This window comes from Paenibacillus sp. HGH0039, assembly GCF_000411255.1.
GTDB lineage: Bacteria > Bacillota > Bacilli > Paenibacillales > NBRC-103111 > Paenibacillus_F.
Genome location: NZ_KE150412.1, coordinates 59573 through 77177, shown reverse-complemented (window position 1 = coordinate 77177; position 17605 = coordinate 59573). Strand labels below are relative to the sequence as shown.

13 protein-coding genes and 1 other annotated feature are annotated in these 17605 nt (G+C 50.9%); of the genes, 12 read left to right on the top strand and 1 reads right to left on the bottom strand.

Annotated features, from left to right (window positions below; translation table 11 throughout):
• Positions 1 to 34: 34 nt before the first annotated feature.
• The 8 genes from HMPREF1207_RS00180 to HMPREF1207_RS00145 all read left to right on the top strand — a co-directional run bounded on the left by HMPREF1207_RS00180 (position 35) and on the right by HMPREF1207_RS00145 (position 13240).
• Complete coding sequence (locus tag HMPREF1207_RS00180) at positions 35 to 1507, top strand: sulfatase family protein (RefSeq protein ID WP_009673217.1); 1473 nt, start codon at positions 35 to 37, stop codon at positions 1505 to 1507.
• Positions 1508 to 1524: 17 nt separating this feature from the next.
• Positions 1525 to 2667 (top strand): glycoside hydrolase family 88 protein, encoded by a 1143-nt coding sequence (locus tag HMPREF1207_RS00175; protein WP_009673193.1) that lies wholly within the window; start codon positions 1525 to 1527, stop codon positions 2665 to 2667.
• Between the two features lie 54 nt (positions 2668 to 2721).
• Positions 2722 to 4227 (top strand): DUF3604 domain-containing protein, encoded by a 1506-nt coding sequence (locus HMPREF1207_RS00170; protein ID WP_009673215.1) that lies wholly within the window; start codon positions 2722 to 2724, stop codon positions 4225 to 4227.
• A gap of 147 nt (positions 4228 to 4374) precedes the next feature.
• Positions 4375 to 5343, top strand: coding sequence for a carbohydrate ABC transporter permease (locus tag HMPREF1207_RS00165; RefSeq protein ID WP_016423337.1), 969 nt, complete (start codon positions 4375 to 4377; stop codon positions 5341 to 5343).
• Between the two features lie 24 nt (positions 5344 to 5367).
• Positions 5368 to 6210 carry a carbohydrate ABC transporter permease gene (locus HMPREF1207_RS00160; RefSeq protein WP_016423336.1) on the top strand — a complete coding sequence of 281 codons (843 nt, stop codon included), beginning with the start codon at positions 5368 to 5370 and terminating at the stop codon, positions 6208 to 6210.
• A gap of 46 nt (positions 6211 to 6256) precedes the next feature.
• Positions 6257 to 7792 (top strand): ABC transporter substrate-binding protein, encoded by a 1536-nt coding sequence (locus tag HMPREF1207_RS00155; RefSeq protein WP_009673205.1) that lies wholly within the window; start codon positions 6257 to 6259, stop codon positions 7790 to 7792.
• A 145-nt stretch (positions 7793 to 7937) separates the two neighbouring features.
• Complete coding sequence (locus HMPREF1207_RS00150) at positions 7938 to 11078, top strand: chondroitinase family polysaccharide lyase (RefSeq protein ID WP_016423335.1); 3141 nt, start codon at positions 7938 to 7940, stop codon at positions 11076 to 11078.
• Positions 11079 to 11237: 159 nt separating this feature from the next.
• Positions 11238 to 11491: a binding site (T-box leader), on the top strand.
• Between the two features lie 69 nt (positions 11492 to 11560).
• The gene (locus HMPREF1207_RS00145; RefSeq protein WP_009673200.1) at positions 11561 to 13240 is read left to right on the top strand and encodes a glutamine--tRNA ligase/YqeY domain fusion protein; all 1680 of its coding nucleotides are present in this window, start codon (positions 11561 to 11563) and stop codon (positions 13238 to 13240) included.
• 103 nt (positions 13241 to 13343) lie between these two features.
• Here HMPREF1207_RS00145 and HMPREF1207_RS30095 read toward each other — a convergent pair whose 3' ends face one another.
• Positions 13344 to 13493 carry a hypothetical protein gene (locus HMPREF1207_RS30095; protein ID WP_016423334.1) on the bottom strand — a complete coding sequence of 50 codons (150 nt, stop codon included), beginning with the start codon at positions 13491 to 13493 and terminating at the stop codon, positions 13344 to 13346.
• Positions 13494 to 13598: 105 nt separating this feature from the next.
• Between HMPREF1207_RS30095 and HMPREF1207_RS00140 the strand changes: the two genes are divergently transcribed.
• The 4 genes from HMPREF1207_RS00140 (at position 13599) to HMPREF1207_RS00125 (ending at position 17555) form a co-directional block, all read left to right on the top strand.
• Positions 13599 to 13940 carry a winged helix-turn-helix transcriptional regulator gene (locus tag HMPREF1207_RS00140; protein ID WP_009673224.1) on the top strand — a complete coding sequence of 114 codons (342 nt, stop codon included), beginning with the start codon at positions 13599 to 13601 and terminating at the stop codon, positions 13938 to 13940.
• Between the two features lie 162 nt (positions 13941 to 14102).
• Complete coding sequence (locus HMPREF1207_RS00135; protein WP_256124199.1) at positions 14103 to 14456, top strand: ArsR/SmtB family transcription factor; 354 nt, start codon at positions 14103 to 14105, stop codon at positions 14454 to 14456.
• Complete coding sequence (locus tag HMPREF1207_RS00130; protein WP_009673192.1) at positions 14453 to 14872, top strand: SRPBCC family protein; 420 nt, start codon at positions 14453 to 14455, stop codon at positions 14870 to 14872. The genes HMPREF1207_RS00135 and HMPREF1207_RS00130 overlap by 4 nt, the downstream gene beginning before the upstream one ends.
• 427 nt (positions 14873 to 15299) lie before the next feature.
• Positions 15300 to 17555 (top strand): ATP-binding cassette domain-containing protein, encoded by a 2256-nt coding sequence (locus HMPREF1207_RS00125; protein WP_009673210.1) that lies wholly within the window; start codon positions 15300 to 15302, stop codon positions 17553 to 17555.
• Positions 17556 to 17605 lie beyond the last annotated feature (50 nt).

Here is a 17605-nt window from a genome sequence, read left to right as displayed (position 1 = left end):
GAGTGTTGTGACTGTTGAAGAGAGGTGTCGAGGATTGAGCGGTAAACCGGATAAACCTCACGTCGTGCTCATTTTGGCCGATCAATTGAGATGGGATGCCTTCGGCGGCCACACGCCCAATCTGAACCGGCTCCGTGCAGAAAGCGTAGATTTCACGAGAGCCTACTGCGCCTCCCCGTTATGCGTTCCCGCCAGAGGCTCATTCTTAACGGGGAAATATCCCAACGTGACCGGTTCGCTCATTAATGCGTGGACGGAACAAGAGAGGCGGCACGGCAACGTTCGTGCAGATCATACGCACTGGTATGATTTGCTGGAAAGCGAGTGGGACAGCTGGCATACCGGCAAGCAGCATTTAGTTGCCGAGGTGAAGCCGGAGCATGTTCATGACAGCAAGACGCACTGGCTTCCGCTGGAAGAGCGGTACGAAGCGTTCTTGAAAGAGCGGGGGAAGCCGAAACCCGGCGGCAAAGCTTATCAAGGTCCTGTCCCCGAGCAAGTTTATGGCGCCGTCACACGCATGCGGAATTATTCGATTCCGGCAACCGGATGCTACGAGGAGGGTTTGGACTATTTTTATGACGGCTTTATTCTGAAAGATTGTCTTCACGCGATTCGGAGCCGCGACAGGAGCAAGCCGTTCGCGCTTACCGCGATGTTTGTCGCGCCGCACCCGCCTTTTAACATCCCCGAACCGTGGTATTCCATGATTCAAGATGCGGAACTGCCAGACAATGTCGGTGAATGGGGCGATAATCAATCTCCTCTGCAGCTGTACAATTTGCCGGGTCTGCTCGGAAACACGTATTCTCGCCGGGAGTGGAAACGTATTTGGAACGTCTATCTGGGTCTGACGGCGCTGCTGGATCATTGTGTCGGTGAGGTAATCGGACAGTTGAAGCAGGAGGGGATTTACGACGAGACGCTGATCGTTTTTGCCAGCGATCATGGCGAGATGCTCGGCTCCCATAGGCTTTGGCAGAAGATGTGCATGTATGAAGAAGCGGTCCGCACCCCTCTTTTCCTCAAATTTCCGCGCGGCTTTTCTCCGGCGATCCGCAGCAGCAACGCGCTCGTCAGCGGTGTCGATGTCCTGCCGACGCTATGCGATTATCTTCAAATCGCAGCCCCGGAAAACGTATCCGGCATTTCGTTAATGCCGCTGATTGACGGAAAAGAGGAACGGCTCGACCGAGAGCGGATATTTATCCAGTTTGACGGCAACGGCGCTCGGGGTAATTTTCAGCGGTGTGTCCTGGAGGGGTTTTACAAATTGATTGTCGATATGTTTAAAGACGAACTGTTTATCGAACTTTACGACCAGCAATCCGACCCGCTTGAGATGCGCAATCTTGCGTTTCTTCCGGAACAACACAGCCGAATCGATTCGATGCTGAGCGCGCTTAGAGCCCATATGCGGGATACGGCAGATATGCTGACAGTTCCGGAGGATGCTTATGAACGGTTTTTGTCCCATTACGGACCTTTTCAAACGCACCGAAAATGATAAAGAGGTGAGATGAAATGTCTTCGACAGATGCAGAAATGAATTGGGTGGAGGAAGCTTGGCAGTTTGCGGCTGCCAAAGTCATCCGATTGAATGCTTCCATTGGCGACAACTTCGTTCATGTATCTCATGAAGGCTCATATGACCGTACCCGATCCCATGCGTGGACGGCCGGGTTTTGGCCGGGACTGCTGTGGTTGGTTTACCGGGATACGCTCAATGAGACGCTACGGGTCACGGCGGAACGATGCGAGCAAAAACTGGATGCGGGTATAGATGACTTCGTCAACCTGCATCATGATGTCGGTTTTATTTGGATGCCGTCTTCAGTCGCGAATTACAAACTGACGGGCAATCCGCTTTCGAAAATCCGAGCGCTGAAAGTAGCATCTTGGCTGGCGGGAAGATTCAATGTGAGAGGGAAGTTCATCCGCGCCTGGAATGAAGGATCAGGCATCGGCTCACGGAGTAACGCCGGTTGGGCGATTATCGACTGCACGATGAACCTGAGCCTGCTGCTTTGGGCGTCTCTTGTAACCGGCGATCCAAGGTACCGGCATATCGCGGTTGAGCATGCGAATACGGTGCTTCGGCATTTTGTGCGCGAGGACGGCTCATGCTGTCATATCGTTGCGTTCAACCCGGAAACGGGTGAACGGATCGAAGCACTGGGCGGTCAAGGGTACGCCCCGGATTCGGCATGGTCGAGAGGGTCGGCGTGGGCGCTGTATGGACTGGCGCTCCTCTACCGCTATACGCGAGACGAAGCCTATTTGCAGGGAAGCAGGCGGATCGCCGAATTTTTTCTGGCTCATCTGCCTGAGGATAATGTGGCGCCCTGGGATTACAGCTTCCCTGACAAAGAGCGGGTTCATAAGGATTCGTCGGCAGCGGCGATTGCGGCGAGCGGACTTCTGCTTTTGTCCGAGCTGGAGAAAGAGGAGGCGGCCGGCAAACGCTATGGAGTCAATGCGAGGCGGATTCTGAAGTCTTTGTGCGAGCATTACGCTGTCTGGGGGGACAAAGACGAAGCGATCTTACTGCATGGGACCGGCAACTTCCCTGCGAACAAAAATATCGACGCCGGGTTGATCTACGGCGACTATTTTTTCGTTGAAGCGCTGGCGAAACTGCGCGGGCAGAAAGAAACGTTCTGGTGAACGAAGCCGGTACCGGTCATCAATCTTTGCGGAAAGACAGGAGAGGAGTAGAGAATGAATTTATATTGGGGAGATTTACATAACCACTGCGGGATCAGTTACGGCTTTGGCGGATTGGAAAACGCGCTGAAAGCCGCCAAGAGCCAGTTGGATTTTTGCGCCATTATCGGGCATGGTTCTTGGCACGATATGCCGGACCGAACGCAGGGACTTGAATATCTCGTGGATTTCCATACGGAGGGATTCGCCAAACTGCGCGGTAACTGGGAACAAGTGCGTGAAACGGTTAAATCGTTCCATGTCCCGCACGAGTTTGTTACGTTTCAAGGCTACGAAGCGCATTCGAGCCGCTACGGGGATCATCACTTTGTATCGCCGGATGACGATCTTCCGTTAGTCGGGGGAAGCTCGACGGCAGCGATCCTGGAGCAGTTGAGCGAGTACAGGGTCATCGCCGTGCCGCATCATGTCGGTTACACGCCCGGCTATCGCGGCGGCAATTGGGACAGCTTTGATCCGAACGTCAGCCCGATTGTGGAAGTGTACTCCAAGCACGGCAGCGGCTTATCGGATCACAGTCCCTATCCTTATTACCATGATATGGGTCCCAGGGATTCAAGATCGAGCGTGTATGCGGCGCTGAAGCGTAAGCTTCGTTTCGGTTTCGTCGGCTCGACGGATCATCATGCCGGGTATCCGGGCTCATACGGCGACGGCCGTTTGGCCGTTCTGGCCGAGTCGAAGACGCGCGAAGCGATCTGGGACGCGATCCTGGCGCGCCGCACCTATGCCGTGACGGGCGATAAAATTCGCTGCAACTTTACGCTTAACGGAGCACCGATAGGCAGCGAAGTGCAGGGCGCCAAGCGGAATTTCGCGTTGGAGGTAACGGCAAGCGATCAAATCGACAAAGTCGTCGTTTTCAAAAACGTGAAGCCGTTCAAAGTATTCAACGGCGAAGATTTGACCGCACCGCAGTCGATTTCTGACGCCGGAAGCTCCAAATATAAAGTGAAAGTTGAATGCGGCTGGGGCAATTCCAAGAACGGATATGCCTGGCAGGGGAAGGCAGAGATTCATGCGGGGAAACTTCTGTCGGTGGAGACGTGCTTCCGCGGTCGAAGCATACTGGCCCCGACGCCGGATTTGAAGGACGACCCCGCCATGAACGCGCTTGGTAACGAAATCACTCGGCAAAACGATACGTCGGTCGAATGGACATGTACGACATTCCGCAATCCGACCACGCTTCATCCTCATACGGCAGGACTCATTCTCGAAGTGGAGGGCGACCGCGACACGGTTGTGAACGCGGAACTAAATGGGGGCATCATCAAGGCTACGATTGGAGAACTGCTTGAAGGTAACCGTACTACCCATCTAAGGGCGTATAATTCCGAAGCCTTCATGATTCACCGTGCTGTAGAAGAACGATTGTATACGCTGCGAGAAACCTGGAGCGACGATGTCGTTGAGTCCGAGTGCGACGTATATCACGTCGAAATTCGACAAATTAACGGCCAGTGCGCGTGGTTATCCCCGATCTATGCGCTTGCCTGAGGGAAGCAGCCGAGAATAACTTTGCATGACGATTCGCATGACGAATACCGGACGACCGGAGACGTCTACCATTGAACACATTCATGGGGGAGGTCTTTTTGTTATGCAATCGGGAGTTCCGCGCCGGGTTTTAAGAGAAGGGGGCACATGATGGAAACTGCTGTGCAAACACATTCCCGCGGAAGCGCTGAATACAAGCGTTCCAGGCTTCATTACCGCAACCGGAAAGCGTTGTGGTGTTGGCTGTTTATTGCGCCGCAGCTGACTCTGTTTTTATTTTTTACGGTATATCCCATAGCGATGAGCTATGTGTATGCTTTTTTCGACTGGTCGGGTTACGGACCGCTGCATGCGTTTATCGGGTGGGACAACTTCCGGGAAACACTGACCGATCCGCTGTTTTGGAACGCGTTTCGCAACAGCCTGGTTTTCATGGTTTGCCTTGTCGGCATTCAGGTGCCTCTCGCGCTGTTGACGGCCCTGCTGCTGAATGCGGATTGGATGCGCGGCAAGGTCATATACCGGACGATTTATTTTTTGCCGGTGGTGACGACGACCGCAGTGGTCGGACTTGTGATGCGCTTCATTTTTGGAGCCTACAAAGGTTTGGTCAATGAAATGCTGCTCCGGATTGGAATCATTCCTAAGCCGATCGATTGGCTCGGCTCCGCGGATACCGCTTTGCTCATTGTCATTCTTGTGGGCATATGGAAAAGCTTCGGCATGAAGCTGATCTATTGGCTCGCCGGCATCCAATCCCTGCCGAAAGAGCTGTTTGAGGCGGCCCGCATCGACGGCGCTTCTCACTTGCAATTGTTTCGCTATATCACGATGCCTCTCCTTATTCCGGTAGGAAGCGTGATTTTGCTGGTGTCGGCAGTCAATGCACTGCACGTTTTCGACCTCGTGAAATCAATGACCGAAGGAGGTCCCGCTTTTAAAACGGATATGGTGGATGTCTATATTTACCGGTATGCGTTCGCCGGAAAAGGAGAGGCGAGGATCGGTTTCGCTTCCGCCGCAGGTGTCATATACGGCATTGCCGTGATGATGATCTCGCTGCTTCTGGGACTGTTTGTCAGGCTGAGCGGCGGGCGAAAATCCGCAGGCGGATAGATGATAGGAAGGGGAAGGGTCATCATGAAAAGAAAACGGGGCGGCCGTTCACCGCTGCTTGTGGCAGCCCATCTGGGGCTCATCGGCGTCGGGATCGTTTGGATCTATCCGTTCGTCTGGATGCTGATGTCCTCATTCAAAACGAACACGGAATACATCACATCGGGCATCTCGCTGTTGCCTGAGAAGTTCCGATTCACTAATTATCAGCGGGCCTGGGAAACGGCTCATTTCTCGGTCTATTTCTGGAATACGGTTGTGGTTACCGTCTCTGTCGTGCTCATCGTCATTGCGGTTTGCTCGCTCACAGGTTATGCGATCGGCCGCTACCGTTTTCGCGGAAGGCTGCTGTTCATCTCGGCGATCACAGCCACGATGTTCATGCCCAAAGGCTATACGATCATCCCGACCTACATGTTAGTCAACGAAATAGGGCTGAACAACTCAATCTGGGGTGTCATACTGGCGGAAGTCGGAGGGGGGCACGTGCTGTTTATTCTGCTTTTCGTCGCCTACTTCAGAGGCCTGCCGAAGGAGCTGGAAGAATCGGCTGAAATGGACGGCAGCGGATTTTTCCGCACTTTCGCGCAAATTATGCTGCCGCTGGCTAAACCGATTATCGCGACTTCCGCCATTATGCAGTTCATGTGGACCTGGAACGCGTTTTTGATGCCGCTTGTGTTCACCTTGTCCAAACCCGAGCTTCGCACGCTTGGTGTGGGAATGTATCAGTTTGTCGGCGAACAGACGATGGACTGGACGGGAATGGCGGCAGCGGCGAGCATCGCGCTGGTACCCATTCTTGCCGTGTTTATAGCGCTCCAGCGTTATTTTATCGAAGGAGTTGCCGGAGCCGTTAAAGGATAGTTTACACCTAGAAATAATGTCCGATCGGACTATGGAGGGAGAACCGATGTCGAACAAACGATGGAATGCCGGAGGGGCGCTTGCGTTATGCGCCGCATTGCTTCTGAGCGGATGCTCGGGAATTTCCGACCAAGCGGCAGAAACGAACACCAAAACGACGCCGGAAGATGGCAAAGAGGTTGTTCTGACCTTATGGGGGGGCGACGATTTTCTGAAAGGCGGCGACAGCCCCGGGCAGCGTATGGTCAAAGCCTACAACGAAAAGCATAAAGGCAAAGTGCGCGTCGAGGCCAAATATATGCCTTGGGCTGAATATCATACGGCAATCCAAGCCGCCGCAACCTCGAATGAGCTGCCGGACGTGTTCGTTACGCCGCAAAACACGGATGTCCGGACGGTCGTCGCGAACGGTTGGGCGCTGCCGTTTGACGGAATTGTTTCGGACAACTGGAAGAAGCAGTTCGCCGAAGGCTCTTTCCAGGAAGGCGTCAATCTTATCGACGGCAAAACCTATTCCTGGCCGATCACCGGTCCTGTCCTGACTTCCATTCTCTACTACAACAAGGATGTGCTTAAAAACGCGGGCCTTGATCCCGAAAAGCCGCCGAAGACGTGGGACGAGCTGCGCAGCATGGCCAAAACCGTCACGGAAAAAGGCAAAGGCGACGTTTACGGCCTCGTCTTCAGTGGAGGCGAAAGCGCCACGGCTTCGGGGATCGCCAAAATTGTCGACGGGCTGGCGGCCGGTCTGAACAAGGAAGAGGTGGGGGACGGCTCCTATCGTTTTAATTATAAAAATGGAACTTATGCGTTCGATTCCAAAGCAACGATCGATTCCTTCAACTTCCTGAACGAATTGAAGAACGACGGCAGTATCCTGCCATCGTCCTATACGATGAAGCTTGCAGAGGCCACCGTCCTGTTCGGTCAGGCGAAGGCCGCGTTTTTTATAGAAGGCCGCGCGCGGATGTGGATCATCAAACGCGACACGCCGGACGCGAATTTCGGACTGGCCGGAGTGCCTACGCAAGACGGCAGCAGCCCGGGATATTATTATAACCGGGCTACCGCGACCGGATATTTAATTTCCGCCAATACGAAGCATCCGAAGGAAGCCGGCGAGTTTATCGAGAACGGGTTCGCATCGCCGTTGTTTTACGAGAACTATTTGAACAAGGGTGTTGCTTTAACCCCGATCGAAAGCATCAATAACGACAAAAAGCTGTATCCGTATCCTGAATTTGAGCAGTTTGTCCGGCTTCACAAAGATTTGCTGCACGAGCGTCCGAACTATGCGGTCAGAAACCCGCAAACGGCGAAAGTGATCGTCGAGCTGGGCGCCTTATCGCAGCCGAAGATCAAGCCGGCTTTCGGAGAGATTTTACAGGCGGGACTGACGGGTGCCCAGAAGGATTGGGCCGGGGCGCTCAAAGCATATAACGACAAAGCCGATAAAGGCTTGGACGATGCGATCGGCAAGATAAAATCCGGCGGTGTCAACGTCAGCCGAAACGACTTTGCGTTCCCGAACTGGAATCCGGATAAAGACTTTACCGAAGAAGATTATAAGCAATTAAAATAGCTTCACCGCAATTGAAACAAATGCCGACTGGATGACTGGAGGCTCGTTTTCTGAAAGGACACATGAACCATGTCCTTAGGCAAAGCGAGCTTCTTTCATATTTATTCGTTCCTGAGCCAGGAACATATCCAAGGGAGGAAAAATGATGAACCAAGGATGGGCACGTGTATGGAAAAAAGGGATCAGTTTCCTGACGGCAATAGCGATATCGGCGACCGCATGGTTTTCTTTGCCCGATAAGACATTAGCCGCAGACGATTATTCCCAGACCGAATCCTTTGAAGCGGCGGCCGTTCCCTCAACATGGACCGTGGAGAACGGCGGTTCCGCAGCGGTTTCCGGCAAGCATTACAAGCATGGGCAAAGCAGTCTGCGATGGACCTGGTCAAACGGATCTAAGCTTCGCGATACCCAGCCGGCTAATCTGGCTGCTGCCAACGTCAAGAACGGCGGCATGAAGGTGTGGATTTACAACGAATCGCCGGTAAATGACAAAGTTACGTTTAATTTTGGCAAGATCACCGAAATCAACAGCGGCATTTACCATTACTCCTTCGGCGTGAATCTGAACTTCAAGGGGTGGCGGGCCGTCTGGGTTAAGTTTCGGGAGGAGGGGAATAACCCTGCCTACACGAAAAGTCAAAGCAATGCGCTCGAATTGATGCAGATTGTCCCTCCCGCTTCGGTTCCGTCGGGCAGTCTTTATTTCGACAATCTGGAGTTCTCTTCAGCGATGATTAAAGCACGGTCCGCGGATTACCAGATGCCTAAACCCGGTATCGATGTAGGAGCCAGCACTTGGGATAATGTCTATCTGTACAGTCAACAGCAGCCTACGATACCGTTGGAACCGACGATCACCCAGCAGCAAATCCAAGCGTTTGACGCGATTGCCGACAAATATGAAAAGTGGATTTATGGCGATGCGCTCCAATATGCAAACTTGACGGGCCCGCTCAAAACGAGATACGACTCGCTTCAGGCTTTTATTACGGCAGGACTTGCGGCTTACAATACGCTGCATATCGCAAGACATCCGGATGGTTCGATAACTGGCGACGCCCTGTATGCAAGCCGCGACCCGCATTTACGCAAATTCGGTGAGGATATCAGCAAAAGAGTGCTCCTTCCGCTCGTCTTTGACTACAAGATAAACGGAAATGCGGCCAGCAAGCAGAAAGTGATCGACGTGCTCGATTATATGAACGATCAAGGTTGGGCGGAAGGCAGCGCGTTCGGTACGCAGGATCATGAAATGAATAAAAACAACGGATATTTCCATGCGGTTTACTTAATGCGCAACGAACTGAAGGAAGCGGGAATATTTGAACGCGAGTCCAGAACGAGCTTCTGGTATTCCAATTTTGGCAAAACATTCGATAATTCCGTTTATGTAGAAACGACGCCGGACGAATTCCGGACGAAATTTCTGTACGATCTGCTCTATGTGCTGGGTATGGATCATACGCCCAAAAAAGTCCAGTACATGAAAGGTCTGATCGGCATGTATGAACAAGCGTTGCAAACCGCTCCTGGCTATGCGGGAACGATTAAGCCTGACGGCTCACTATTCCATCACAGAGGCGTGTACCTGAACGCTTACGGGCCAGATGCTCTTCATGCCGCGTCTTTGATCGCTTATTTCCTGAATGGCACGCCATTTGCGCTGTCCGATGCCGCGTTCGGCAACATCAAAAAAGGCCTGCTCACCATTGAACAGGTTTCCAATAAATACGATATGCCGATCGGTGCGACGGGTCGTTTCCCCGGTCAAACAAGGCCGCTCACAGGCATTCTGCCGGCATACGCTTATTTGGCGCTTGCGAAGACGCCGACCGATAGTGAATTAGCCGCCACCTTCATGAGATTGTGGGACCCGCAGTCGATTTTGCTGCAAAATGAACTGTTCCCTTCGGCAGATACATATGGCGTCTCTTATTTGGATACACTTGGCGGCTTGCAGCTGGCGGATTCGCTCTCGAAAGCAGGGTTCAGCCCGAAAGCAAATCCGCAAGGTTTCTGGGTAAAGCCGTACGGCGCGCTTGCCGTTAACCGAATCAACGACCGCTTGGTCGGACTCAAAGGCTGGAGCCAATACGCCTGGGATTTCGAAGCGTCCAATAAATTCGACCCGCAAACGACGGAGAATCTTTCGGAAAATATATATGGCCGGTATCAGAGTTACGGCAATTTGCAGATTATCAATAACGGTCCGACTTCCGGTATTATAGAAAGCGGGATTAACGTAGGCGCGGGTTGGGACTTCAGCCGCTGGCCGGGGACGACCGTGAAGCATTTTTCCCTGAACGAACTTGCGCTGCCCGGGGGCGGGCCGACGCGGTCTTTTACAGACAGCACGTTTGCGGGTGGCGCGTCGCTTAAAAACCAGTATGGTCTTTTCGCCATGAAGCTTCACGATACCGTTTATGATACGAGCTTTAAAGCGAACAAATCCGTCTTTTTCTTCGGAGATAAATTGGTAAGCCTGGGCTCGGATATCGTTAATACGGATGATGCACATCCGACGGAAACCGTGCTGTTTCAATCGTATATGCCAAGCAGTTCGACGCCTTTCTGGTATAATTCCACTACGCCTATCGTGAGCCCGACTTATACGAAAACCGTTACCGGAACAACCAAAGCATGGATCGTAGATCCATACGGCAACGGGTACGTGCTGCCGAATCCGGCAGGCACGGTTATCGAACGGGGAGTACAACATTCCAAGAACAGCTCGGGAACCGCGGATACGTCCGGCAATTATACGACTGCATATATTAATCATGGCACGGCTCCGGCATCTTCCGGCTATGAGTACGCGATTAAAGTCGGAGCGGGCGCTCAGGGGACAGCCGATTTCGCGAACAATACCCAATATACTGTTCTGCAAAAGGACAGCAGCGCGCATATCGTTCAAAATACCGAGCCGGGCAAGCTGTTGACGGGATACGCGGTCTTTAACAGCAGCACGCCGATTAACAAGGGTTTGCTGTACAGCAGCAGCGATCCGATTACGGCGATCGTCCAGCAGGCGGACGCGAATGAAGTCTTACTGAGCGTCGCCGATCCCGATCTGCGTTTGCCTAAATATCCGAACCAGTCGATACCGAATGCCGACGTGCTAAAACAGAGCATCTTGAAGAAGGTCACGGTGACATTGAACGGCCTATGGCAGTTGAAAAAGGCAAACAGCGAAGCGCGCATCCTCAGCACCGGCGCCGCGACAACCACGGTTGAATTCGATGCGGTAGACGGCAAGTCAATCGAAATCGAATTAGTGAAGTAAAACAAATGTCTGCCTGAAGCCGATTAACGACGGATTTTGGCAGACTTTTGTCCGTATGATTAAGATTGGGCGCGTCCCTGTTATCATCGTAGCCATTTTGCAACGAAATTGTCGGCAGTTTGCAAAAAAGAGAAGGCTTTGATAATATGATTTCAATAATTAAACGCGATGACGAGAAGAGTAAGGGAACATGTTCTTGTACAGAGAGCTCCGGCAGTTGAAAAGGAGTCAAGAGTTTTTCCCTGAAGCAAGCCTCAGAGCAGGATGTCGGAACCGTAGGCGGGGATGGCATAACGGGAGCTCCCGTTACAGAGCTAGAGTATAAGCATGGACTGCTATGCCGTACTTGAAAAGGTTAATATGGCGACATATTAATGAATCTGGGGTGGCACCACGAAAATTTCGTCCCCAAGACTTAAGGTCTTGGGGGTGAGATTTTTTTTATTGATTTTCCCATATCCAGTTCATTAGGAGGAGTCGACATGGTTAACGAGAAGGAGCATCTAACCGAAAATTTTATTTTCAGGTTGATTAAAGAAGAGCTTGAACATAACCCTTTTGACAGCAAAATGTGCACGCGCTTTCCACCCGAGCCTAATGGCTACCTTCACATTGGGAGCGCCTATGCCATTCACACGAATTATTCGGTGGCTCAAAAGTTTAACGGGACATTTCATTTACGCTTTGATGATACGAATCCACTTAAAGAAGACATCGAGTACGTCAACGCGATCATCGAAGACATAAAGTGGCTTGGATACGATCCGGGTACCCACATTTACTTTGGCTCCGATTACTCGAACGAAATCTATAATGCTGCAGTTAAACTGATCAAGCAGGGGAAAGCCTACGTCTGTGATTTGACACCAAACGAAGTAACGAAGTATCGAGGGACTTTGACGGAGCCGGGTGTAGACAGTCCTAATAGAAATCGTTCAGTCGAGGAAAATCTGGAACTTTTTGAAAAAATGAAAAACGGCGATTTCCCAGTTGCTTCTAAGGTTGTTCGTGCCAAAATTGACATGGCTTCGCCGAATTTAAATATGCGTGATCCTATTATTTATCGAATTATTTATGCTGAGCATTACAGGACAGGAAGTGACTGGTGCATCTATCCGATGTACGATTTTGCTCATCCTATTCAAGACGCACTCGAAGGGATCACCTATTCTTTATGCTCAATTGAATTTAAAGACCACCGTCCCTTGTACGAATGGGTCTTAAAAGAACTTGGTTACCATGAACCGCCGCGGCAAAGGGAGTTTGGCAGGCTGAACATTACAGGTGTTGTGACAAGCAAACGCTTTTTAAGACCGATGGTAGAAGGAGGATACGTTGACGGCTGGGATGACCCAAGGCTTCCAACCATCCAAGGGCTTAGAAGAAGAGGCTTCACGTCGGAAAGCATCCGCAATTTCATCGAATTAATTGGCAATATTCGAACGGAAAGTACGGTAGATATTTCCCTTTTAGATCATTGCCTCAGACAGGATTTGAAAGAAAAAACGGTTAGTGTCATGGCAGTATTGAACCCTCTAAAAGTCGTCATTACCAATTATCCTCCAGATGAGGTGGAATTGTTAACGATAGAAAATAACAGCGAAAACGAATCTCTAGGGAAAAGAGAAGTCCCTTTTTCCAATATAATTTATATTGAGCGTGATGATTTTATGGAGCAGCCGCTCAAGGGGTTTCACAGGCTGAGTCCGAATGCCGAGGTAAGGCTGAAAGGGGCGTATTTCATCCAATGTGAAGAAGTGATCAAGGACCGGGAAACCGGTGAAATATCGGAACTTCACTGCACTTACGACCCGCTTACAAAGAGCGGCACGGGGTTTACAGGGCGTAAGGTGAAGGGGACAATTCATTGGGTATCTGCGGACCACGCCGTTAAGGCAGATGTTAATCTTTATGATAAACTGCTGCTCGATCAAGACAATTCGAAGGAGGATAGTGGGGGGTGGACTGAAAGGATAAATCCTGCCTCATTGGTCAGCATAAAGGATGTTTTAATGGAACCTTTCGTCAAATATGCCTCTCCAGAACAGAAATTCCAATTCTTCCGACATGGCTATTTTTGTGCGGATACAAAATATAGTACCAAGGATCGGCTTGTATTTAACCGGATCGTCTCGTTAAAGGATTCTTGGAGCAAAAGATGAGGCTCTGAACCTAAGGATAGCGTAAAAACTGCCGGCACGACCCGGCAATTGGCTCAAGACAAAAATTTGTGTTTATTGCCGACCGGTTGAATAACTTTATTACTCACGGCTGCGCAGGAGCGTAAGAAAAACCGGCAGCACTTGGCTCGTATACCCATATGTTAAGGACACTCATCAATGAGCTGTAGCCTTGGGAGACACCGAAAGCTTCTTCCCACGCAACACCGTGATTGTAGGTTGTAGCAGTAGTCATTTTTTTCTCTCCTTTACTTCAAAGTAAGGTTAGTATAAACTGAGCACAAATAAATAAGTAGTACGCACTATTTTGATAGGTACTACCCGAAAGGATAGTGTAAATATGAGTATGGCTGAATATAAAGGGAAAGTTAAACATATTCAAGATACACCTTTTGGTTATACAATGTCCGTCATTTCCGGCAAATGGAAAATGGTTATTCTTTATCTTTTGGCAGAAAACCAGCCTGTACGTTTTAATGATCTGAAAAGACAAATAGGAGCAATTACTTATAAAACATTGAGTTCACAATTAAAAGAATTGGAAGCGGACGGCCTGGTTAAACGGAAAGAGTATCCCCAAGTTCCCCCTAAAGTCGAGTACAGTCTCACAAATAAAGCGGAAAGCCTATTACCCATTTTGGAAGATTTATGTGAGTGGGGAGTAAAAAACCAACATAGCTGAATCCGGTTGTACTTGTTAAGTTCCGCGCAGTGCGCGGTTTTTTTTATGCATGCAAGTTCTTACTAACTTTAAAAGTGTGATCGGCCGCTATTCCGCTTGACGAGACACCAAATGGTGTCATATAATAAAAGTGTCACCAAATGGTGTCTAATAAGAGAATCAATGAACGATTTAGGAGAGGGTGTTGTGAGCGAGGACCATCAGTTGCGGGATGTGTTTGACGCGATTGCAGATCCAACTAGGCGCCGACTAATTCATCTGTTAGCGGAAGCAGAGGAGATACCTCTTCATGAATTAACGGCACAGTTTCAAATGGGCCGTACGGCGGTATCCAAACATTTGACCATCCTTAAAGAAGCCGGACTGGTACTTGACCGTAAAGTCGGCAGAGAAACGCGATTTAGGCTAAACGCCTCTCCACTTAGAGAAATTCAAGATTGGGTGGCTTTCTACAGCAAGTTCTGGAGTACAAATTTATTGCGATTGAACCAACTATTAGAGGAGGAAGAAGAATGAGTTTAACCTTGTCCCTGGATTTTCAGTATAAGACATCGATTGAGAAGCTTTGGTCCGCCTTAACCGATTCAAGCAAGCTTGCCAGATGGGTGGCCGACATCCACACCGGTCAAGCGATGGAGAATGATTTTAAGCCCGTCGTAGGACACCGTTTTCAGTTCCGCGCGCAGCCGACCGAATGGTGGAACGGAATTATTGAAGGTGAAGTGCTTGTCGTGGACGTACCCAACCGGTTGTCCTATACTTGGGCCAGCGGGGAGAAACACACGGTTACCTGGACGCTGAAGGATTTAGGAGACGGAAAGGTTAACCTTCATCTCGAACAAACCGGCATCTCAAATGATCAAGCACTTAATGGAGCCAAGTATGGCTGGACCAAATGGTGCGGTAATCTTGAAAAGTTGTTGGAACAATAACCACATTCGGTGCTAACTATCTCTTTCCTGAAGGCTAAAACCAATGGGAACGATAGTTGAACCATGCTTGACCCGAATCAACCTAAACCGGCTGCATATCGTTTGCAGCCGGTTTAATGTCTTTTCCGGACAATCTGCCAAGTTCTTGTCGTTTCGTGATATGTTTACACTAGATGCGTATGGATAAAGCTAGTATGTGAGCGATCCATTTGCTAAGCCCCGTTCTTATGGGAGGAAGTGGATAACGCAAAAAGGATTCTTTACATAGTCCGGATTTCAGTAATCATCCAAAGCATGAGGAGCAGCTATCTCTAAACATCAAACCGAGAAGAGCTATCGCATCACCTCCCAGGTTGATACTTTCTATGCACGGCGGATGGTACAATGTGAATTCAAGTGGAAATTAACAATCGGAAGGGTGTCAATCATGAGCGAATCTAATCAGGAATATATCGTCATCTCGGCTGCGAGGGAAAATAATCTAAAGAACGTATCCTTACGTATTCCCAAGCGGAAGATCACGATATTCACCGGGGTATCCGGATCCGGCAAGTCATCGATCGTCTTCGATACGATTGCCGCAGAATCCACGCGCTTGCTGAATGAGAACTTCAGCATGTTCGTGCGTACTTTCCTGCCCCGCTATCCGCAGCCGGATGCGGACGCGATCGAAAACCTGAGCATGGCTGTTATCGTCGATCAGAAGCGGCTGGGCGGCGGCTCCCATTCCACGATGGGCACGATTACCGATATCTCTCCCATTCTCCGTCTTCTATTCTCACGAGCGGGTCAGCCCTATGTCGGACAAGCCAACATGTTCTCTTTTAACGATCCGCAAGGCATGTGTCCCGAATGTAACGGGATCGGTCGCAGCCTGTGCGTCAACATGAGCAAGGCGCTGGACAAGTCAAAGTCGCTCCATGAAGGGGCAATTCTGCTGCCGGGCTATTCGGTGGACAGCATGGATTGGACAATAATCATACAGTCGGGGCCCTTCGATCCCGACAAGAAGCTGAGCGATTATTCGGAGGAGGAGCTGGAACAACTGCTGTACGGCAAGGCGAGGAAAGTGGCGACGCTGTTCGGAGGGAAGACAATTAACATTACCGTGGAAGGCGTCATTGAGAAGTTCACCAACAAATACATCAAGCAGGATGTGAAGACGAAGTCCGAGCGCACACAAAAAACGGTTGCGCCGTACATCTCCGAGGGTCCCTGTTCCAGCTGCCACGGCGCGAGACTCAGTCAGGCCGCGCTCAGCTGCAAAGTCAATGGGCTCAACATTGCGGAGATGTCTTCCATGGAGGTCGGCCGGCTCATTCGCGTCATTCGGGAGATTGACGATGCTGTCGCCGCGCCGATCGTTAAGTCGCTGACAGAGCGGCTGCAGCATCTGGTGGACATCGGGCTTGACTATTTGACGCTGGACCGCGAGACGGATACATTGTCCGGCGGCGAGTCGCAGCGGGTCAAGATGGTGAAGCACCTAAGCGGCAGTCTGGTGGATGTCACGTACATCTTTGATGAACCCAGCATTGGCCTGCATCCCCGTGACGTACACCGGTTAAATGAATTGCTTCAGAAGCTGCGCGACAAGGGCAATACCGTGATCGTCGTCGAGCATGATCCCGATGTGATCAAGGTGGCGGATCATATCGTCGATGTCGGTCCTTACGCCGGCAGCCGCGGCGGTGCCATCGTGTATGAAGGAAGCTTCCAAGGCCTGCTGGAGGCAGAGACATTGACCGGCACCCATATGAAGCGGCAGCTCCAGACAAAGCATGATTGCAGGCAGCCATCCGGCAAGCTGTCCATCAAGGATGCCACACTTCACAACCTGCGGAATGTGAGTGTAGATATCCCAACCGGAGTGCTGACAGTAGTTACGGGTGTGGCCGGCTCGGGCAAGAGTACGCTGATTAACGAAATATTCCTCGGCCAGCATCCGGATGCGATTGTCATCGACCAGTCGGCGGTAGGCGTGTCGACACGTTCGAATCCTGCGACCTACACAGGTATTATGGACGATGTGCGCAAGGCGTTTGCTGCCGCGAACAAAGTCAATCAAGGCTTGTTCAGCTTCAACTCCAAGGGGGCTTGCGAGAACTGTCAAGGGCTGGGTGTTGTATATACCGACCTTGCATTCCTCGACAGTGTGAAGCTGCCATGCGAAGTATGCGGGGGGAGACGGTTCAAAGAAGAAGTGCTCGCGTACAAGCTGAACAGAAAGTCAATTGCGGAAGTGCTGGAGATGACGGTGGAGCAGGCATTGGATTTTTTCCAGCTAAAAGAGGTTGTGCGCAAGCTCCAGGCGATGAGTGATGTGGGGCTGAACTATATTACACTCGGCCAGCCGCTCAGCACGCTCTCGGGCGGGGAATGCCAGCGGATCAAGCTGGCAAGCGAGCTGCATAAGAAAGGCAGCATCTACGTGATGGACGAGCCGACGACCGGGCTGCATATGTCAGATATCGGTCACCTGCTGGAGATTATGAACCGCCTCGTGGATGCCGGCAATACCGTGATCGTCATCGAGCACAACCTCGATGTGATCAGCCAAGCGGATTGGATCATCGATATGGGACCGGACGGAGGCAGCAAGGGCGGGCAGGTGGTGTTCGAGGGCACACCTCCGCAGATCATCCATGCGGAGCAGTCGATCACGGGAAGATACTTGATGTAATCATCACATCCACAGACATACAGGCTGCCGGCAAAATCGGCAGTTTTTTA